The 19,536-nt window shown below is 72.1% G+C and carries 18 protein-coding genes; 7 read left to right on the top strand and 11 right to left on the bottom strand.

All coding sequences use genetic code 11. The features are described 5' to 3' along the window. Positions 1–12: 12 nt before the first annotated feature. The 3 genes from CXR44_RS07585 to CXR44_RS07575 all read right to left on the bottom strand — a co-directional run bounded on the left by CXR44_RS07585 (position 13) and on the right by CXR44_RS07575 (position 3,054). Positions 13–1,005: a zinc metalloprotease gene (locus CXR44_RS07585; RefSeq protein WP_101784140.1), complete on the bottom strand. Its 993-nt coding sequence runs from the start codon at positions 1,003–1,005 to the stop codon at positions 13–15. Between the two features lie 78 nt (positions 1,006–1,083). Further along, positions 1,084–1,344, bottom strand: coding sequence for a DUF3039 domain-containing protein (locus CXR44_RS07580; RefSeq protein WP_101784139.1), 261 nt, complete (start codon positions 1,342–1,344; stop codon positions 1,084–1,086). Between the two features lie 102 nt (positions 1,345–1,446). Then, positions 1,447–3,054 carry an MFS transporter gene (locus CXR44_RS07575; RefSeq protein ID WP_101784138.1) on the bottom strand — a complete coding sequence of 536 codons (1,608 nt, stop codon included), beginning with the start codon at positions 3,052–3,054 and terminating at the stop codon, positions 1,447–1,449. Between the two features lie 157 nt (positions 3,055–3,211). Between CXR44_RS07575 and CXR44_RS07570 the strand changes: the two genes are divergently transcribed. Next, complete coding sequence (locus CXR44_RS07570; RefSeq protein ID WP_180903215.1) at positions 3,212–3,823, top strand: TetR family transcriptional regulator; 612 nt, start codon at positions 3,212–3,214, stop codon at positions 3,821–3,823. A 211-nt stretch (positions 3,824–4,034) separates the two neighbouring features. On the opposite strand, the gene CXR44_RS07565 is transcribed toward CXR44_RS07570, so the two are convergent. The 4 genes from CXR44_RS07565 to CXR44_RS07550 all read right to left on the bottom strand — a co-directional run bounded on the left by CXR44_RS07565 (position 4,035) and on the right by CXR44_RS07550 (position 8,265). Next, a complete protein-coding gene (locus CXR44_RS07565) occupies positions 4,035–4,613 on the bottom strand; it encodes a YqgE/AlgH family protein (protein ID WP_101784136.1) in 579 nt (192 codons plus the stop codon). Between the two features lie 616 nt (positions 4,614–5,229). Then, a complete protein-coding gene (locus CXR44_RS07560) occupies positions 5,230–6,639 on the bottom strand; it encodes an NAD-dependent malic enzyme (RefSeq protein ID WP_101784135.1) in 1,410 nt (469 codons plus the stop codon). 57 nt (positions 6,640–6,696) lie between these two features. After that, on the bottom strand, positions 6,697–7,326 hold the full coding sequence (locus CXR44_RS07555; protein ID WP_101784134.1) for a cytidylate kinase-like family protein: 630 nt from the start codon (positions 7,324–7,326) through the stop codon (positions 6,697–6,699). Positions 7,327–7,335: 9 nt separating this feature from the next. Beyond that, positions 7,336–8,265: a tetratricopeptide repeat protein gene (locus CXR44_RS07550; RefSeq protein ID WP_101784133.1), complete on the bottom strand. Its 930-nt coding sequence runs from the start codon at positions 8,263–8,265 to the stop codon at positions 7,336–7,338. 230 nt (positions 8,266–8,495) lie between these two features. On the opposite strand from CXR44_RS07550, the gene CXR44_RS07545 reads away from it, so the two are divergent. Further along, on the top strand, positions 8,496–10,340 hold the full coding sequence (locus CXR44_RS07545; RefSeq protein WP_144069886.1) for a serine hydrolase domain-containing protein: 1,845 nt from the start codon (positions 8,496–8,498) through the stop codon (positions 10,338–10,340). A 26-nt stretch (positions 10,341–10,366) separates the two neighbouring features. On the opposite strand, the gene CXR44_RS07540 is transcribed toward CXR44_RS07545, so the two are convergent. Continuing rightward, positions 10,367–10,882: a MarR family winged helix-turn-helix transcriptional regulator gene (locus CXR44_RS07540; protein WP_101784131.1), complete on the bottom strand. Its 516-nt coding sequence runs from the start codon at positions 10,880–10,882 to the stop codon at positions 10,367–10,369. A gap of 232 nt (positions 10,883–11,114) precedes the next feature. Here CXR44_RS07540 and CXR44_RS07535 point away from each other — a divergent pair, with 232 nt between their 5' ends. Continuing rightward, entirely contained in the window at positions 11,115–12,539 is a 1,425-nt protein-coding gene (locus CXR44_RS07535; RefSeq protein WP_101784130.1) for a hypothetical protein, read from the top strand. A 28-nt stretch (positions 12,540–12,567) separates the two neighbouring features. Continuing rightward, positions 12,568–13,239: a DUF4230 domain-containing protein gene (locus CXR44_RS07530; RefSeq protein WP_101784129.1), complete on the top strand. Its 672-nt coding sequence runs from the start codon at positions 12,568–12,570 to the stop codon at positions 13,237–13,239. A 70-nt stretch (positions 13,240–13,309) separates the two neighbouring features. Here the strand turns inward: CXR44_RS07530 and CXR44_RS07525 are convergent, their stop codons facing one another. Then, on the bottom strand, positions 13,310–14,506 hold the full coding sequence (locus CXR44_RS07525; RefSeq protein ID WP_101784128.1) for an acetyl-CoA C-acetyltransferase: 1,197 nt from the start codon (positions 14,504–14,506) through the stop codon (positions 13,310–13,312). An 81-nt stretch (positions 14,507–14,587) separates the two neighbouring features. On the opposite strand from CXR44_RS07525, the gene mce reads away from it, so the two are divergent. From mce to CXR44_RS07510, 3 genes are all read left to right on the top strand, one after another. Continuing rightward, positions 14,588–15,010: a methylmalonyl-CoA epimerase gene (mce, locus tag CXR44_RS07520; protein ID WP_101784127.1), complete on the top strand. Its 423-nt coding sequence runs from the start codon at positions 14,588–14,590 to the stop codon at positions 15,008–15,010. A 194-nt stretch (positions 15,011–15,204) separates the two neighbouring features. Continuing rightward, positions 15,205–16,488: a DivIVA domain-containing protein gene (locus tag CXR44_RS07515; RefSeq protein ID WP_101784126.1), complete on the top strand. Its 1,284-nt coding sequence runs from the start codon at positions 15,205–15,207 to the stop codon at positions 16,486–16,488. 128 nt (positions 16,489–16,616) lie between these two features. Next, positions 16,617–17,810, top strand: a complete 1,194-nt coding sequence (locus CXR44_RS07510) for an AI-2E family transporter (RefSeq protein ID WP_101784125.1) — start codon at positions 16,617–16,619, stop codon at positions 17,808–17,810. Here the strand turns inward: CXR44_RS07510 and CXR44_RS07505 are convergent. After that, on the bottom strand, positions 17,770–18,522 hold the full coding sequence (locus CXR44_RS07505) for an alpha/beta fold hydrolase (RefSeq protein WP_281260251.1): 753 nt from the start codon (positions 18,520–18,522) through the stop codon (positions 17,770–17,772). The two genes, CXR44_RS07510 and CXR44_RS07505, sit on opposite strands and share 41 nt — an antisense overlap. 144 nt (positions 18,523–18,666) lie before the next feature. Further along, a complete protein-coding gene (locus tag CXR44_RS07500; protein WP_101784124.1) occupies positions 18,667–19,434 on the bottom strand; it encodes an SDR family NAD(P)-dependent oxidoreductase in 768 nt (255 codons plus the stop codon). Positions 19,435–19,536 lie beyond the last annotated feature (102 nt).

Genomic DNA, 19,536 nt, shown 5'->3' with positions numbered 1-19,536 from the left:
GGCGCCCTGGCGTCACCTGGAGGCGGAGGCGGCCGCGTCGCGGTCGCGGTAGACGACCCACATCTCGCGCATGCGCTCCCCCTGGCCGCGGGTGAACTCGGACATGCAGCGGTCGTGGGCGTAGTCCATGAAGTTGTGCACGGGGTCGCGGCCCGCCTGCGGGCAGGTGTCCTTGCCCCCGCCGGGGCAGCCCTGGGCGGGCCGGGCGGCCGGCGCGGTGTCGGCGACGCCGTCGCCGGGGCTCTGGCAGCCGTTCTCGAAGGTGTGGAACAGGCCGAGCCAGTGGCCGATCTCGTGGACCCCGGTGTAGCCGCGGTTGTAGTTGGCGAGCGCGCCGCCGGGCAGGGTGCGCCAGTCGATGACGACACCGTCGAGCCGGGGGCTGTCCCGGTACCAGTAGGGGTAGGTGGAGAAGCCGAGCACCTGGCCGTCGAGCTGGGCGAGGTAGAGGTTCAGCGTCTCGGGGCCGCCCTTGCGCAGGGCGGCCTTCATCTCCTCCTCGTGCCCCATCGGGTCGGTGAACCAGCCGGCGTGGCGGACGACCTGGGCGCCGGCGAGGCGGAAGCCGACCCCGGTGGCGGCGCCGCCGAGGCTCCCGCCGTAGGCGGCCCGCAGGGTGCCGAGCTGGGCGGTCACGCTCGCCGTCGAGGCCCCGACGGCGCCGTCGGTGAGGATGTGCACCCAAACGGGCACCGTGACGCGGGCGGGGGGCTCGCGGCCCTGCAGCCGCTTGTCCAGCTCGGCCAGGACCCGGCCCACGTCGTGCGGGTAGGGCGTGCGCGGCTCGGGGCCGAGCCGCAGGACATGCGGGTGGGCAGGGTCATGGGCCTCGGCATGGGCGTCGTGCCGGGCGGGCCGTCCCCCGGCGTGCGGGGAGGGGGGAGGTGTGCCGGGCGGTGCCGCGCAGCCCGCGCTCGCCGTCGCGACGGCGTGGAGCTGGAGCGGCGGTGTGAGCCCGGCCGCGAGCAGGCATGCCAACGAGACGGCGGTGACGCGCCGGGCCATGCGGATCCCCCGTGACGGTCTGAGCGAGACTGACTACAGACCGTAACGCTCCTTGCGGGGATCACCCGGCAGCAACACTCACTGCTTGCCGTTGTCGCCCTCGCCGCCGCCCTTGGGCAGGCCCGCGTAGATCTCTTTGCACTCGGGGCAGACCGGGTATTTCTTCGGGTCACGGCTGGGCACCCAGACCTTGCCGCACAGGGCGCGGATCGGCGTGCCGGTCACCATGCTCTCGGTGATCTTGTGCTTGTCGGCGTAGTGCGAGAACCGCTCGTGGTCGCCGTCGCCGTGCGACGTCCGAGGCGTAGTTTCCTGCTCGGGAAGGATCTTCGTGCTCACCCCACAGAGTCTATGCCCGCGTCGGGGTGCCTTCCCTGAGGCCCCGGAACAGCCGTACGGCCCTCGCCACGCGGGACGAGGGCCGTACGGGTGGGATCGGGATCAACCCATGTGGACCGGGGCGCCCTCCGCCTTGCGGCCCGCCTTGACGAACAGCGTCAGCGCGGCGGTGAGCAGCGCGATGCCGGTGCTCACCAGGAACGCCAGATGCATGCCGTCCATGAACGCGTTGTTCACGGCCGGGCCGACCAGGTCTCTGAGCTGTTGCGGCGTGCCGGCCGGCAGCCCGCCGAACGCGGCGGCCTTCTCCAGCAGCGACAGCTGCTCCGCCGGGATGCCCTGGGCCGCGGGGCCGAGGTAGCCGGGCAGCTTGCTGGAGATCTCGGCGGCCATGACGGCGCCGAGGATGGCGGTGCCGAGCGCGCCGCCGACCTGCATGGCCGACTGCTGCACGCCACCGGCGACGCCGCTGAGCTCGAGGGGCGCGTTGCCGACGATGATCTCGGTGGCGCCGACGAACACCGGCGACATGCCGAAGGCGAGCAGCACGAACGGGATGGCGGTCTCGACGAACGTGGCGTCGATGCTGAGCTGCGACATGAGGAACATCGAGCCGGCCGTGATCACCAGGCCGACCGCCATCGTGATCTTCGGGCCGAGCTTGCCGATCAGCATGCCGGCCAGCGGCGAGGCCACGATCATGCCCGCGCTCATCGGCAGCATGCGCAGGCCGGCGTCGAGCGGGCTCAGGCCGTGGACGCCCTGGAAGAAGAAGCCCAGGAAGAACATCGCGCCGAACATGGCGAACGCGACCATCATCATCAGCACGGTGCCGATGGAGATCGACACGTTCCTGAACAGCGAGAGCGGCACCAGCGGCTGCCTGGCCCTGGACTGCCAGAAGATGAACGCGGCGATCAGCACGGCGAAGCCGGCCAGGAAGCCGATCGTCTTGGTGTCGCCCCAGCCCCACTCGGGGGCCTTGATGATCGACCACACGAGGGCGAACATCGCGCCCGACAGCAGCACCACCCCGGGCCAGTCGATCCGGGCGAGCGTCTGCGAGCGCCGGTCCTTGATGATGACCAGGCCCATCACCAGCGCGATGATGCCGACCGGGGCGTTGATGAAGAAGACGGACTCCCAGCTGACCTTCTCGACGAGCAGGCCGCCCACGATCGGGCCGGCGGCGCTGGACAGGCCGATGATGGCGCCCCAGGCGCCCATCGCCTGGTTGAGCTTCTCGCCCGGGAACGCGCCGCGCAGCAGCGCCAGCGCGGCCGGCTGGAGCAGCGCGCCGAACAGGCCCTGCAGGACGCGCAGCGCGATCAGAGCGCCCACCGGCGACAGACCGGGGATCACGTCGGCCAGCTCCTGGCTGAGGCCGATGCCCACCGACGTCACCGCGAAGCCCGCGACGCCGATCAGGAACACCCGCTTGTGCCCGAACAGGTCACCCAGCTTGCCGGCGGTGATCAGAAAGACCGCCAGCGCCAGCAGGTAGCCGCTGGTCACCCACTGCAGGTCGGCCAGCGAGGCGCCCAGGTCCTGCTGGATGACCGGGTTGGCGATGCCGACCACGGTGCCGTCGAGCATCACCATGATGACGCCGAGGCTGACCGCCAGCAGCACCAGCCACGGATTGCCCCCGGATCGCGCTTGGTCCGGCTCCGGCGACGACGGCGCCTCGACCGTCTTCGGGTTGGCCATGGAGTCCCCCTCATTGCACCTTGCCCCACACCGGGGCATAGATCTCTCAAGTCGGGGGTAATCTATGGCAGTCAGTGACAGAATGACAAACGCTTTTAAAAGTCAGGCTGTGACTTCTGACATACTGTGACAGGCAGGTTGCGAGGGAGTGACGTCTGTGGGTCTGCGGGAAGCCAAGAAGGAGAAGACGCGGCTGGCGATCCTCGACACCGCGCTCGATCTGTTCCTCGAACAAGGGTACGACTCGACCACCGTGGAGCAGATCGCGGGGTCGGTCGACATCTCCCCGCGCACGTTCTTCCGCTACTTCGCCGGCAAGGACCACCTCGCGCTGTGGTTCCACGACCACGGCGAGGAGATCATGCTCGACACCCTGCGGTCCCGCCCGGCCGACGAGCCCGCGTTCACGTCGCTCATGCACACGTTGCGCGCGGTGCTCGCCGACATGGAGGACTCAACGCCGGAGGACACCAGCAGATTCCTCAAGCTGCGCCGGCTGCTCGACGAGCACCCGCACCTGGTGGGCCTATCGGTGGCCAGAGGCGCCGCCACCGAACGCCGGCTGGTCGCCGAGATCGCCGGCCGCAGGGGCACCGACCCTGACACCGACCGGTTCTGCCACCTGATCGTGGCGTTCGCGATGTCCACGATGCGGGTCGGCTTCGAGTGCCCGAAACCCGCCGTGGAGGACGTCCGGGAGATCGCCGCGCGCCTGGAGGAGACGATCGACCTGGCCCACAGCCTGCTCCGCCCCGACCTGCACGGCTGACCCGATCCGCCCCGGCCGCTCCGGCCCGACCCGCACCGGGTCCGGCCCTGCCCCGCATGGCCGGCCCCATCCGCCCCAGCCGATCCGGACCGGCCACCGGCCCGGCCGGTCGGCCCGAGCGGCCAGGTGGCCGGGTGGCCGGTGGCCGGTGGCCGGGTGGTTGGGGTGGTCGGGTGGTCGGGGTGGTCGGGTGGTCGGGGTGGTCGGGCGGTCAGTTCATGGTGGGGTCGTCGGGGCAGTTGGCCACGAAGGCCAGCTCGCCCCGCTGCCGCCGCAGCACGTGCCGCCAGAGCGCCCCCGGGTCGGTGTGGAAGGTGTCGCCCGCCTCGGAGTCGACGACGTACCACGCGCCCTCGGCGATCTCGCTCTCCAGCTGCCCCGCCGTCCAGCCCGCGTAACCGGCGAAGATTCGCATCTGGGAGATCTCGCCCTGCAGGATCTCCGGCGGCGCGTCGAGGTCGACGGTGCCGAGCCTTGACACGGCCGGCGTGCCCGCGTGCAGCCGGCGCCAGCCCAGCGGCTCCGCGCCGCTCGGCACCGCCGCGAGGGCGAGCGCGCTGTCGGTCTGCACGGGCCCGCCCTGGAACAGCACGGAAGGCCCGGTCACCAGAGGGTCCCACACCGGCAGCACCTGGGTGACCGAGATCTCGCTCGGCCGGTTGAGCACCACGCCCAGGGTGCCGCCCTCGCTGTCGTGTTCGAGGATCAGCACGACGCTACGCCGGAAGTTGGGGTCGTCGAGCAGCGGTGTGGCCACCAGCAAACCGCCGACGTAGATCGCTTCCGCCATACCTCCATGATGAGGGGTCAACCACCCATCCCGCTCCCCCGGTCCGGCGATGTCACGGTACGCAGCCGTCCCCGCTCTGTCGATTACCGTCCGTCCCAGCGCTCCTCGGCACCCTCCGCCCCGAGCCCCGCCCGGACGGACCGGGCCCGCCGCGGCCGAGCCGGTACGGGGGCGCCGGGCGGATGGGGCATCAGGCGGACGAGCATCGGCCGGAGAGCCTCGGGTCCGGCACGACGAGAGGGGCGGGCCCCGGAAGGCACGGCCGATCCCGGATCCGTCACAGGCACCCGGTCCCGGAAGGCACCACCGATCCCGGATCCGTCACAGGTGCCCGGTCGCGGAAGGCACGGCCGGCAGGGCGCCGTGACGGCGGGCCGCCACCGTCCGGTCAGCGGGCGTCCTCCTGGAGGCCCTCAGCCCCGTGCGGCGGGTGGCGGCCGGCCTGGCCGTGCCGTACCAGCGAGAGCCCGGCGCGAGACCCAGGCAGCGCCCGCACTCTCCAGCCCCGTACCAGCGAGAGCCCGGCGCGAGACCCAGGCAGCGCCCGCACTCTCCAGTGCCGTACCAGCGAGAAGCCCGCGCCCGGCGGGCGTGCCGTACCAGCGACAGGCCCCGGTCAGGCCTCGGTGAAGCCGCGGGCGCGGCCGCCGGCGGACTCGCGGACGGCGGCAGCGACGGCGGTCGCCACGTCGGGGTGGAAGACGCTCGGGATGATGTAGTTGGGGCCGAGCTCCTCCGGCGTGACGACGGCGGCCAGGGCGCCGGCGGCGGCCAGCAGCATCTCCTGGGTGACCTCCGTCGCCTGGGCGTCGAGCAGGCCGCGGAAGACACCCGGGAACGCCAGCACGTTGTTGATCTGGTTGGGGTAGTCGGAGCGGCCGGTGGCCACCACGGCCGCGTGCTCGCGGGCGTCGTCGGGTGAGACCTCGGGCTCGGGGTTGGCCAGCGCGAACACCACCGCGTCGGGCGCCATCGTGGCGATGTCGTCGCCCGACAGGATGCCCGGCGCCGAGACGCCCACGAACACGTCGGCGTCCTTGACCGCGCCGCGCAGGTCGCCCGAGTAGCCCTCGGCGTTGGTGTGGTCGGCGATCCAGCGCAGCGACTCGTCGAGGTCGTCGCGGCCCTTGTGCACGGCGCCGAGATAGTCGCAGACCACGACGTTGCGCGCGCCGGCGGCGAGCAGCAGGCGCAGCACGGCGTTGCCGGCAGCGCCCGCCCCCGCCATGGTGATCTTCACGTCCTCGATGGGCTTGCCGACCACGCGCAGCGCGTTGGTGAGGGCGGCCAGCACGCAGATGGCGGTGCCGTGCTGGTCGTCGTGGAAGACCGGGATGTCGAGGAGCTCCCGCAGCCGGCGCTCCACCTCGAAGCAGCGCGGCGCGGAGATGTCCTCCAGGTTGATGCCGCCGAAGCCGGGGGCGAGGAGCTGGACGGTGCGGACGATCTCGTCGACGTCCTGGGTGTCGAGGCAGATGGGCCAGGCGTCGATGCCCGCGAAGCGCTTGAACAGCGCCGCCTTGCCCTCCATCACCGGCAGTGCCGCCTCCGGCCCGATGTTGCCGAGGCCCAGCACCGCCGAGCCGTCGGTGACCACGGCGACCGTGTTGCGCTTGATGGTCAGCCGGCGCGCGTCCTCCTTGTTGCGGGCGATCGCCATCGACACCCGGGCGACGCCGGGGGTGTAGGCCATGGACAGCTCGTCGCGGTTGCGCAGCGGTACCTTCGACACCATCTCGATCTTGCCGCCGAGGTGCATGAGGAAGGTGCGGTCGGAGACCTTGTGGATGACGACGCCCTCGACCGCCTCCAGCTTGTCGACGATCGCCTGGGCGTGGTCGGTGTCCCTGGCGGCGCAGGTGACGTCGATGCGCAGCTTCTCGTGGCCCGCGTTGGTGACGTCGAGGGCGGTGACCACGCCCCCCGCCGTCTCTACGGCGTGGGTGAGCTGGCTGACGGCCTTGCCACCGGCCGGCACCTCCAGCCGCACGGTGATGGAGTACGACACACTCGGGACGGTCGCCACGTCAATCGCTCCTTCGGGGGCTGACCAGGAAGTCCTCTTATGGTAGGGGGCGCCGGGTCAGTCCAGTGCCTCAGCCGCCGTGACGATGAGATCGACGCAGGCCGGCACCGGGATGGTGGTGCTGTCGATCACGAGATGGTAGAGCCCGGGGTCGGCCGGGTCGGCGCGGTAGAAGTGGCGCACGTAGGCGGTGCGGGCACGGTCGGAGTCCTCGATGACCTTGCGGGCCTCCCGCTCGCTCACCTGGGCGAGCGTGGCGGTCTGCCGCACCCTGCGCCGCGACGGGGCGTCGAGCCGGACGTGCAGGGCGCCGGGATGGTCGGCCAGCACGATCGCGCCGGCCCGGCCCAGGAAGACGCCGCCCCGCGTGCGGGCCGTCTCCTGCAGGATGCGCTCGGTGCGGCGGACGAACTCCTCCGGCGGCAGCGGCATCGCGCCGGGGACGTACATGTCCACCCCGCCGAAGGTGACGGTCGGCAGCCGCATCGCGCCGGCCAGCAGCCTGCCGAGGCCGTGCTCGGCCCGGTCGTCGTGGGCCAGCGCCTCCTCCAGCGTGCAGCCGAGCTCCTGCGCGACGGCGCTGGGGATCGCCCGGTCGACGAACGGCACGCCGAGCTCCGCGGCCACGGCCGGGCCGATGTGGCTCCCGGCCGTGCCATATGTCGCCGAGATCGTGACGACCCGCATACCCCCAGGTTAGAACAGCGCGCTCGCCAGCGCCCTACGCGCTTTGGCCAGGGACGGGTCGTCGCCCGGCAGCGTGTCGAACAGGCTGAGCAGGTGGCGCCTGGCCTTGTCGCGCTCGTCGCCGGAGGTGCGCTTGACCACGGCGACGACCCGCTCGAACGCCTCGTCCACGGCGCCCGAGAGCATCTGCAGGTCGGCCGCGAGCAACTGGGCGTCGAGGTCGGCCGGGTCGGCCAGCCGGCGCTGCACCTCGGCCGGATCGACGCTCTCGGTGCGCTTGATCAGGTTGACGCCCGCGAGGCCCATCTTGGCGTCCTCGTTGCCCGGGGAGCGGGCGAGCAGCCGCTCGTAGGCGGCCGCCGCCGCGTCGAGGTCGCCCTTGTCGATGGCCTGCTCGGCCGCCAGCAGGTCGGGGTCGGCCGGGGGCGCGGCGGGCCCCTCCTGCTCCCCGGCCGGCTGCGGCCGGGCGGCCGGGTTGGCCTGGTAGAACTGCTCGACCGCGCCCATCAGCTCGTCGAGCCAGCGGCGCACCTCCTGCTCGGGCAGCACCTGCTGGAATCCGGTGACCGCCTGCCCCTGGAAGATCGCCAGCACGGTCGGCACCGCCTGCACGCGCAGCGCCTGGGCGATCTGCGGGCTGGCGTCCACGTTGACCCGGGCCAGGACGGCCCGGCCGCCGAGGTCGCCGACGACCTTCTCCAGGACGGGGCTGAGCTGGGCGCTGCCGGGAGCCCGCGGCGACCAGAGGTCGAGCACGACGGGCACGGTCATCGAACGGTCGACGACGTCGCTCGTGAACGTCTCCTCGGTCACCTCGACCACCGCGGCCGCCGCCTGCGGCCCGGCGGCCTCGCGCCGGGCCTGCGCTTCCAGAGCCTGCTTACGCGCGCCCAGATCGATCGCTCCGTAGAGCGACCCGGGCCGTGAGAAGTCCGCCATGTTCTTCATCTTGCCGCATGCCGGGAGACGGGGACGCCACCGAGGTCGCGGAGGGAGCAGCGCGGCGGCGTGCGCCCGGCCGCCCGGCCGCCCGCGTCCTGACAGGCGGCCGGCCCGTGGGCGCGGGCAGAAGATCGACACATCCCCGCGATCTGCCAAAATCCCTCCGGGCCTCGTGACCGCGCCCTGGCACGAGGCCTCTTCCGTCGTTGACCTGAGGAGTTTCTCGCATGGACCGGAGACGTTTTCTCACCATGACCGGCGCTGCGGGCGTGGGACTGGCCGCCGCCGGATTCGGCCCGGCGGCGCGGGCGGCGAGTTACCCGTACTTCAACCGGCGCGTGCCCGACGAGGCGCACACGAAGATGGGCGAGCTGGCTCCGTACGGCATCGCGTCGGTCGCGTTCACGCCGTCCGGCGGCTGGGTCATCGTCACCCAGGACGGCCGGTATTTCGCACGCGGCGTTCCCGACGCGTTCTTCGCCGAGCTCCGCGCGAAGATCGGCGCCGGGTGGAGGATCCACTGCGTGGCCTTCCCGCCCGAGGGCGGCGACCGATGGGTGATCACCGGTGACAAGGGCATGTCGGCGCGCGGCCTGCCCGTCGATTGCCACCAGCGGGTGCAGAGCTGCTACGCCGCCGGTCGGCAGGTCGTCGACGTCGCCTTCCCGCCGGCGGGCGGCGACCGGTGGGTGGTGGCCGACACCCAGGGCTTCTACGCGCGCGGCATCGACGACGAGTGCTACCAGATGATGCGCAACCTGACGCAGGGCGGCCGACGGGTGACCAGGGCCGCCTTTCCCCGGACCGGCGGGTGGGCGGTCGTCGCCCAGGACGAGTTCTTCGCGCGCGGCATCGACGACGAGTGCTTCGGCACGATGGGCGAGTTCGCCGCCGACGGATGGCAGCTGCACAACCTGGCCTTCACGCCGGCCGGCGGCTGGTCGCTGAGCACCCGCGGCAGGGTGCCGTCGCTGCCCGTCGACCGGGTCCGCCAGGTCGAGAACGCGGTGCGCGACTCCACCATCTGGCAGCGGATGAGCGCGTGGAACACGCCGGGCGTGGCGGTCGCGGTGGTGACCGGCAACAAGATCGCCTGGTCCACGGGCTACGGGCGGCTGGAGGCCGGTGGCGCCGCCGCTGCGCACCCGGAGACCGCCTTCCAGGCCGCCTCCATCAGCAAGGCCGTCGCCGCGATCGGCGTGCTGCGCCTCACCCAGACGCTCGGGCTGCCGCTGAGCGGCGACATCCGTCCCCTCCTCGGCTGGACCCTGCCGCGCCGCTCGTGCGTGTCGTCGTCCGCGGTGCCGACCGTCGACCGCCTGCTGACCCACCGGGGCGGCGTCATCGGGCGCGGCTCCACCTCCCCCGCGGACGCCTGCTCCGGGTTCGGCTCGGGCGGCGGCGGCTTCGCCGGCTACGGCCCGGACGCCACGGTGCCCTCCCTGCTCCAGGTCATGAACGGCGAGGGCAACTCGCCCCGGATCGAGCTGAGCACCGATCCCGGCGCGGCGTACCACTACTCCGGGGCGGGCTTCGTGCTGCTGCAGCGGATGGTGGAGCAGAAGAGCGGCATGTCGCTGGCGTCGTACATGGCCAAGGAGGTGTTCGGTCCGCTGGGGATGAGGACCAGCTCGTACGCGCTCGCCCCCGCCTTCGAGCTCGCCTCCGGGCACACCGCCGCCGGCGCCGTGATCCCGGGCAGGCGCAACCGCTACCCGGAGTCGGCCGCGGCGGGTCTCTACACCAACGTCCTGGACCTGTGCCGGCTCGTGTCGTACCTCAACCGGGCGTGGACCGCCTCGGGCGACATCGCCGGCCCGCTCAGCAAGGCCTCGGTGCGGACGCTGCTCACCACGGGGCCCCAGCCCGGCATGGGCCGGGGCTTCTTCGTCGCGGGCTCGGGGACGAAGGACTTCTCCTACACCCACGACGGCTCGAACTACGGGTTCAAGGCCGTGTTCAAGGGCTATCCGGAGCTCGGCGCTGGATACGCCGTCATGGCGAACGGCGACAACATGGCCCTGGTCAACGAGGTCGCCGCGGCCATCAGGTCCGTGCACGGCTGGGCCTGACCAGCCGGGTGGCCGCCATGACTGTCTCAGTCGTCCGGGAAGTCCCCCGCCGCCACCCGGAGCGTGCGCAGCTCGTCGAAGATCCGCCTCAGGTCGTCCTCGCCGTACATGCCGAGCCCGAAGTCGGCGGCCATCAGGTCGTCCGTGGCCCGCCGCACCACGTCGCGGCCCGCGTCGGTGATCTCCGCGAGCACGCCTCGCCCGTCGCGGGGGTTGCGCATCCTGCTGACCAGCCCGGACCTCTCCAGCCGGTCGACGGTGTTGGTGACGCTGGTCGGGTGCACCATGAGACGTTCGCCGATCTTCCACAGCGGCAGCGAGCCCGTCCGGCTGAAGGTCAACAGCACCAGCGCCTCGTACCTGGCGAAGGTCAAGTCGTACGGCTTCAGGAGCGCGTCCAGTTGCGACAGCAGGATCTGGTGCGCTCTCATGATCGAGGTGACGGCCGCCATGGCGGAAGAGGGTCCGAAGTGAACACGCCAGGTCTGCGCGGCGCGTTCGATGGGGTCGAACGGCAGATTGAGCGGCTTCGGCTGAGACACAGCGCTACGGTAGCGTGCCGCTCGTCCGGTTTCGCCTGGTTACTCTCAGCGATCAGATTCACTGCTTGGCCAAGAATGCGGACGTCAATCATCACGCTCCGTTATGGTTCTCGCATCGATTGGTGACGCGAACCCCAAGTCCACCGGCGGTGGGGACCTGCCCGGACTTCTCTGTCGTTCCGCGTCGCCACGGGGGCACGGGGGTGCTTGGTGCATGTCAACGGGAAGTCGCGTGCGTGAGCACGCGGGCGTTTCACGCGAGGAGCTGAAGCAGAGCGCGGCCGTGACGGTCGCCGTGCTGCTGGCGCTCGGCCTGGTCGCGGCGTGGAGCGTCCTGATACCGGGCGTGGACGCCTGGGAGAACATCGTGGCCGCGGTCATCGGCTCGCTCCGCCTGACGGGGCCCGTGGCCGCCGCCTTCGCCGCGTGGGTGGCCCTGCGCAAGCGCAGGGCGCTGCGCGGCAGGCAGGTGAACGTCTGGCGGGCGGTCAAGGCGCCGCTGGCCATCGTGGCGGTGGTGCTGGGCTCGTTCGGTGCGACGGTGCTGGTGCTGGCCGTCAAGACCGTGCTGACCGAGCAGTCGGGGCGGCTCAGCCTGCCCGGGCTCGGGGTGGGCATGGCGGGGCTGGCCCTGTACTCGGTGATCGGGTGGGTGGTGGGCTGGCTCGCGCCCAGGGCGGTCCCCCCGCCGCTGGCCGGGCTCGGCTGCTACGGGCTGTTCACCTGGCTCGCCGACGGCGAGGGCTGGGCCGACCGGCTGGCGCCCGGCACGGGCGAGCCGTACGACCTGTTCCAGGGGTTGAGCGGCGCCGCGTTCTTCGACCAGATCGTATGGCTGCTCGGCGTCACCACGGCGCTGCTGCTGGGCTGGACGGCGATGGTCACCCGGCAGGCGCTGGTGCTGGCGTTCGCGCTGCTGGCCGTGCTGGCCGCGGGGGCGGGGGTGGCGCGCCTGCTGGCCGAGCCGAAGCCCGCCGCGGCGCAGGAGATCGCCTACGCCTGCCAGGAGTGGCCGATCACGGTCTGTCTGCATCCCGGCATGCGGGCCGGGCTGACCGAGGTGGGGGCGTCGTTCACCAAGATCGCCTCCAGGCTGGCGGGCACGCCGGCGGCGTTCACCCGGGTGGAGCAGCGGCCCCTGGACGACGAGTTGCGGCCGTCCGCCGGGCTGGCGCCCATCCACGTGCGCGACCTGTCGGCGGGGTTCGCCGACCAGGCGTCGTACGAGTACGTCGAATCGCTGGCGGCGCGCTGCCCCGGCAGTCCCGCCGACGGCTACCGGGAGATCGTGATGGCCTGGCTGCGCGGCGAGCCGCTGCCCGGCGGGCCGCAGCCGGAGCACCAGTACGCCGCCGCCTGGTTCTCCGGGCTGGGCGAGCACCAGCGGCGCGAGTGGCTGCGAATGTTCTTCAGCGACTTCCAGTCGTGCGGGCTGTCGAGCAGCCACTTCGGCGGCGGCCCCGCGGCCGGCTCGGCCGCGGCCTCGCTCGCCCGTTCTGAGGGCGCGCTTCCCGGAGCGGCGCCCGGCGCCGTGCCCGGCTCGGCTCCCGTGGCGGCGACGTCCACGACGCAGCAGGTCTACCCCGTCTACCCGGGTCCCGGCGACACGCCGTCTCCGGGCCGGGGACCGGACATGTCACCAAAACGCTGGCAATGATCATCTCTGGTCGGGTAGGCACCCACACATGACGACTTCCCGTACGGCGCCCTCCCCGGTCACCCCGGGACGGCGCCGCAGGTGGCGATATGTCGCCGGCCTCCTCGTGCTGGCGGCGCTGCTCGTGGTCGGCGGCCGGCTGGCCTGGACGTGGCTCGACCCGACGGCCGAGCGGACCATCGACCGCAGCCAGCCCGTGCTGCTGCAGTCGATCAGGGATCTGAGCAGGTTCGAGGCGGCCACGGGGAGCTTCCAAGTCGTGGTCGACCTGGAGAAGGACGCCGCCTTCCTGCCCGACGCGGTCAAGGGCAGCCGCACGCTGTTCGTCGGCGCGGGCAGCGTCGACGCCTACGTGGACTTCTCGAAGCTGGCGGGCGGCGCCGTCACGGTCAACGCCGAGCGCACCGAGGCGACCGTCCGGCTGCCGCGGGCGCAGTTGGAGAAGCCCAACCTGGACAACCGGCGCTCCTACGTCTTCGCGCAGCAGCGCGGGCTGATCGACCGGGCGTCGGACTTCCTGTCGTCCTCGCCGGCCGACCAGCGCGAGCTGTACGTGCTGGCGGAGAAGAAGATCGCCGAAGCCGCCACCTCCAGCGACCTGCGCTCCCGGGCCGACGCCAACACCAGGGCCATGCTGGAGGGCCTGCTGAAGTCGCTCGGCTTCACCAAGGTGACCGTCCAGCTCAGCGACTCGCCGTAGCGGGCGACACCGCTGTCGCGGCACGGCGGGCGTCCGCCCGTCAGACGCGCGGACGCGGCGCCGTGGGCGGTCAGTCCTCGGTGGTCGAGGGGACGCGGAGGAGGAGGGCGTCGCCCTGGCCGCCACCGCCGCACAGGCCGGCCGCGCCCCAGCCGCCGCCGCGGCGGCGGAGTTCGTGGGCGAGGGTGAGGACGATGCGGGCGCCGGAGGCGCCGATGGGGTGGCCGAGGGCGATGCCGCCGCCGTTGACGTTCACCTTGTCGAGCGGCACGTCGAGCTCCTTGGCCGACTGGAGCACCACGCTGGCGAACGCCTCGTTGATCTCGATCAGGTCGAGGTCGCCCGTGGTCAGGCCCTGCTTGAGCAGCGCCTGCTTGATGGCGTTGGCCGGCTGCGACTGCAGCGAGGCGTCGGGGCCCGCGACGTTGCCGTGCCTGCCGATCTCGGCCAGCCACGGCAGCCCGAGCTCCTCGGCCTTGGCCTTGGACATGACGACCACCGCGCAGGCGCCGTCGGAGATCTGCGAGGCGGACCCGGCCGTGATGGTGCCGTCGGGCGCGTACGCGGGGCGCAGCCGGGCCAGCACCTCCACCGTGGTGTCGCCGCGCACTCCCTCGTCCTCCTTGACGACGACCGGCTCGCCGCGCCGCTGCGGGACCTCGACGGGCACGATCTCGTCCTCGAAGACGCCGTTCTTGGTGGCGGCCGCCGCGAGCTGGTGGGAGCGGGCCGACAGGGAGTCCTGCTCCTCGCGGCCGATGCCGAGGCGGGCGTTGTAACGCTCGGTGGACTCGCCCATCGCGCACTGGTCGAACGCGCAGAACAGGCCGTCGTGCGCCATCGAGTCGACGACGTCGGAGCCGCCGTACTTGACGCCCTTGCGCAGGCCGGGCAGCAGGTGCGGCGCGTTGGTCATCGACTCCATGCCGCCGGCCACCACGATGTCGAACTCGCCCGCGCGGATGAGCTGGTCGGCCAGGGCGATGGCGTCGAGGCCCGACAGGCAGACCTTGTTGATCGTGATCGACGGCACGGTCATCGGGATGCCGGCCTTGACGGCGGCCTGGCGCGAGGGGATCTGGCCCGCGCCTGCCTGGAGCACCTGGCCCATGATCACGTACTCGACGTCCTCGGGGCGCACACCGGCGCGCTCCAGGGCCGCCTTGATGGCGATGCCGCCCAGTTCGACGGCGGGCAAGCCGGACAGGGCGCCCAGCAGCTTGCCGATCGGCGTGCGTGCTCCGGCGACGATGACGGAACCAGACATGACGGCCTCCTGTGCGGGCGTGAGGTTCTTTGACACCATACCCACGGGTAGAAAGCCGTTGGCTATGGAGGTGGGCCAGACATGTTCATGCGCATCGACCACATAGGGATCGCATGCCACGACCTGGAGGAGAAGATCGCGTTGTTCTCCTCGACGTTCGACCTGACCGTGGTGGCGCGCGAGGTGAACGAGGAGCAGGGCGTCAAGGAGGCCATGCTGCACGTCGCCGACGGCGAGGGGGGCGGCTCCTACATCCAGTTGCTCGAACCTCTCTCCCCCGACTCGCCCGTGGGCAGGTTCCTGGCCAAGCGCGGCGAGGGTGTCCACCATGTGGCGTTCGGCGTCCCGGACGTGGAGCGGGCGATGGCGGAAATCGGCGGGAAAGGCGTGCGGTTGCTGGACGAACGGCCCCGGCACGGCTCCATGGGCTCGCAGATCGCGTTTCTGCATCCCAAGGACGTGGGAGGAATGCTCACGGAGCTGGTACAGGCTCCTACGCCCTAGCAAACGCAAAATTCGTTCATATGTAACTAGTCGTGCAGAAAGGCGGACGGGGCTTCAGAGTCGGCACCGGCGGAGTACGCTGGCTTTCCACCGGACATGGGAGCCTGCCGCGAGGCACAGGCTCCTGGCTCGGCTGCCCCGAACCCCCCGTCCGGCCCCGTGTAGCCGTCTCGACAACCCAGGATCGAGCCTCCATGCAGTCCGACATCGACGCACAACTCAACAACTTCTTCGAGGACGCCCCCGCACGCGAATTCGACGTGGTGCTTCGCGGTTATGACCGCCATCAGGTCCACGACCACCTGAAGCAGCTCGACGGCGAACTGCGCCAGGCCCGTGAGCAGGTCACCTCCCTGCAGCGCGACCTGTCCGACTCCCAGCGGCAGTTGCAGGAGCAGGAGCGCCCCACCTACTCCGGTCTCGGCGCCCGCATCGAGCAGTTGCTCCGGCTGGCCGAGGAGCAGGCCACCGAGCTCGTCCAGGCCGCCCGGTCCGAGGCCAACGAGATCAAGGCGGCCGCCAAGGTGGAGGCCGCCGACATGCGCGCCGCCGCGGAGGCCGAGGCCGCCGAGAAGCGCGCGCAGGCCGCCCGCGAGAGCGACGAGATGCGGACCACCGCCGAGCGGGAGGCCGACGAGATCCGCTCGACCGCCCGTCGCGAGGCCGACGAGCTCACCAGCACCACCGAGCGCGAGGTCGCCAAGCTGCGGGCCACCGCCGACCACGAGGTGGCCGAGAAGCGGGCCGACGCCGAGCGTGAGATCGCCAAGCTGCGCACGACCACCGAGCGCGAGGTGGCGCAGCTGCGCGCCTCGACCAAGCGCGAGCGCGACGAGGTGCTGACCACCGCCAAGCGCCAGGCCGACGAGATGCGGGCGCAGGCGCAGCGGGTGCTGGAGGAGTCCGAGGCCAAGCGGGCGCAGGACGAGGCGGAGTTCGAGATCCAGCTCGCGTCGCGGCGTGAGGAGGCGGAGCGCCAGGAGGCAGAGCGCCACGCCACCGCGCAGGCGGCCACCCAGAAGCTGGTCGCCGAGGCCGAGCAGCGCGCCGCCACGGCGGAGTCCCGGGCCACGAAGGCGACCCAGCAGGCCGAGCAGACCCGCCGCGAGGCCGACCTGCACGCCAAGCAGCTGGTCGCCAACGCCCGCAAGAACGCCGAGACGATCGTCTCCGAGGCCAAGTCCAGCGCCGAGACGATCGTCACCGAGGCGAAGAACGAGGCCGAGCGCACCCGTACGGCGATGCAGCGCCAGGTCGACGAGCTCACCCGCCAGCGCGACAGCATCACCAGCCACCTGGCGCAGCTGCGCCAGCTGCTCGGTGGCGCGGCCCTGCCGGGCATGGAGCCCGAGCCCGCGGTGACCGCGGCCCCGCCCAAGCCGGCGCTCGCGGCGCCGGTGAGCGAGAAGCCGGCCGTGACCGCGCCCGCCAAGCAGGAGGCCAAGGCGGACGACGACGCGGAGTGGTGGCAGGAGTAGCCCGCTGCACGGGGGCTGAGTGACGGCTGAGGAGAGCCTGGCGACCTCATGGTCGCTAGGCTCTCTTTCTGTTGCCGGGGCCACGGTCCCGGCACGGCCGGTCCCCCCCGAGCTTGCAGGAGCCCCCCGTGTCCGCAGACGTCACCTCCACCGCCCAGGATGACGCGGCCGCCTCCTCCGGTGGCGGCTCCGGGGCCGCCGACCGCTCCGAGGACGGCGGCCGGCCCGGCGCCGGAGGGCGCTCCGCCGGCGGCGGCCGGGGCGTGGACGAGGCGCAGCCGTACGGGCTGCCCGGCAAGCCGCTGGCGCGCGGGCCGTTCCTGTTCGGGCTGGTCGGCGGGCTCGGGGTGCTGACGGCGATCGCGCTGGCGCAGATGGTCGTCGCCTCGCTGAGCACGATCATCCTGGTCGTGGTGGCGATGTTCCTGGCGGTGGGGCTCAACCCGGCCGTGGAGGCGCTGCAGCGGCGCGGGCTGGGCCGGCGGTGGGCCATCTCGCTCGTGTTCGCCGGGGTGATCGTGGCGTTCGCGCTGTTCGGGCTGGCCGTGGTCCCGCCGCTGAGCCAGCAGGTCGCCGACTTCGTGGCGGCGGTGCCCGGATACGTGACCGAGCTGAGCAGGCATCCGACGCTGCGCCGGCTCGACGCCGAGTATCAGATCCTGCCGCAGCTGGCCTCGTTCATCACCGGCACGCTGGGGCCGTCGCTGGCGTCCGGGGTGGTCGGCGCGGGGCTCGTGGTGCTCGACGGGGTCTTCACCACGGTGACGCTCCTCGTGCTGATGCTCTACTTCCTCGGCTCGCTGCACACGATCAAGGCGTATCTGCTCAAGCTCGTCCCGGCCTCGCGCCGGGAGCGGACCGGCGCGATCGCCGAGGAGATCCTCTCCGGCATCGGCGGATACGTGGCGGGCAACGTGCTCATCTCTGTCATCGCGGGCGTGGTGAGCTGGATCTTCCTGTCGGTCCTGGGCGTGAGGTACGCGCTGGCGCTGGCGCTCGTGGTCGCGCTGACGGACCTCATCCCGCTGGTGGGCGCCACGATCGGCGCGGTGCTGGTGAGCGCGGTGGTGGCGCTGCAGTCGCTGCCCATGGGACTCGCCTGCGCGATCTTCTTCGTGGTCTACCAGCAGGTGGAGAACTACCTGATCTACCCGCGCGTCATGAAGCGCTCGGTGGACGTGACGCCCGCGGTGACCGTGATCGCCGCTCTCTTCGGGGGTGCGCTGCTCGGCATCGTGGGCGCCCTGCTGGCCATCCCGGTCGCCGCCGCCATCTCGCTGATCATCCGAGAGGTCGTGCTCCCCCGCCAAGCTCAGTCGTGAGCCACTCCGCCACCGCGGCGTTGAACGCCTCCGGCTGCTCGACCGCGCTCAGGTGGCCGGCCTTCGGGATGACCTCCAGCCTGCCCTCGGGTACGGCCCGCGCCATGGCCTCGGCGTCGGCCGGGGTCGCCAGCTCGTCCTCCTCGCCCACGATGACGAGCAGCGGCACCTTGAGCCCGGCCAGCGTCTCGAACGAGTCGGGCCGGGCCGCCATCGCCCGCTGCGCCCAGGCCACCGCGCCGGGCGGCGCCGACTGGACCAGGCCCTTGACCCGGCCGAGCACCATGGCCCTGCGCTCCTTGGTGGTCGGCCCGATGAGCGCGGGCAGCACGTCGGTCAGCAGGACCGCGCAGCCCCGCTCCAGCACGGCCCGCGCGATGCGTTCGCGGTTGTCGCGGGCGGGCTGCGGGTCGGGACCCGCCTTGGTGTCGGCGAGGAGCACGCCCTGGACGCGGTCGGGGTGGCGGCGGCAGAACGCCATCGTCACGTAGCCGCCCATCGACAGGCCGCCGATCACCGCCCGGTCGATGCCCTCGGCGTCGAGCAGCCTCGCGACGTCGTCGGCCATGAGGTCGACGGACGGCTCGTCGTCGCCCAGCCGCGAGCCGCCGAAGCCGCGCAGGTCGGGTGTGATCACCCGGCACAGCGAGGACAGCCCCTCGCGCTGGGCCAGCCACATGGCGGACGACAGCGGGAATGCGTGAAGGAGCACGACCGGGAGTCCGGTCCCGGCTGATCTCGAGTAGAGCTGCACGATCACACGGTAGACCGGTTCGGCCCGACAATCACTCCACGCGTATACCGATATACCCCCATAACGACGTCCACTACGGGGCACGCCGCCGCGGACGGCGTCTCAGCCGGCGGCGATGGCGGTCTGGCCGCCGTCGACGAACATGACCTGTCCGGTCATGTAGGCCGAGGCCTCGCTGGCCAGGAAGACGGCGGGGTACGCCATCTCCTCCGGGGTCCCCCAGCGCTGCATGGGCACGCCGGTGAGCGTCGCCCTGCTGGCCGCCTCGTCCTCCCACAGGTTGCGGTTGAGGTCGGTGGCGGTCCAGCCGGGGCACAGGGCGTTGACGCGGACCCCTGCCCGCGCCCACTCCACGGCGAGGGTCCTGGTCAGCGCCACCAGGGCCGCCTTGGCCGCCGCGTACGGGGCCAGGAACGGCGCGCCGAGCGCGGCCACGGACGCGACGTTGATCACCGAGCCGGCGCCCCGGTCGAGCAGGTGGGGGGCGGCCTCGTGGCAGACGACCATGGCCGAGTCGAGGTTGAGCCGCATCAGCTTGTCCCAGCCGGACAGCCTCAGGTCCTTGAACTCGACCATGAAGTTGGACCCGCCCGCGTTGTTGACCACGATGTCGAGGTGACCGAGCCCGCCGACCGCCTCCCGGACGGCAGCGGCGGCGGCGTCGCGGTCGGTGAGGTCGGCGGGGACCACGACGGCCTGCCGGCCGAGGGCCTCGACCTCCTTGGCCACCTCGGCCAGGGACTCGGCGGAGCGGGAGGTGAGCGCCACGTCGGCCCCGGCCCGGGCGTAGGCGAGCGCGATGGCCCGCCCGATCCCCTTCGACGCCCCGGTGACGAGAGCCTTCTTGCCGCTGAGATCGAACGCGCCCACGCTGCCTCCTCCATCTGGAACCGAACAACATTCTATGGACTGGCCTCCCCCGGATGCCAAGCCGTCCGGCGGTGGAAAGCCGGAGACCGGCGCGGGCCGGGA

Origin of the sequence: Nonomuraea indica (genome assembly GCF_002850745.1) — a bacterium.
Classification (GTDB): Bacteria; Actinomycetota; Actinomycetes; order Streptosporangiales; family Streptosporangiaceae; genus Nonomuraea; species Nonomuraea indica.
Note: the sequence above shows the minus strand (reverse complement) of the source record. Positions and strands in the feature narration are given on the sequence as shown.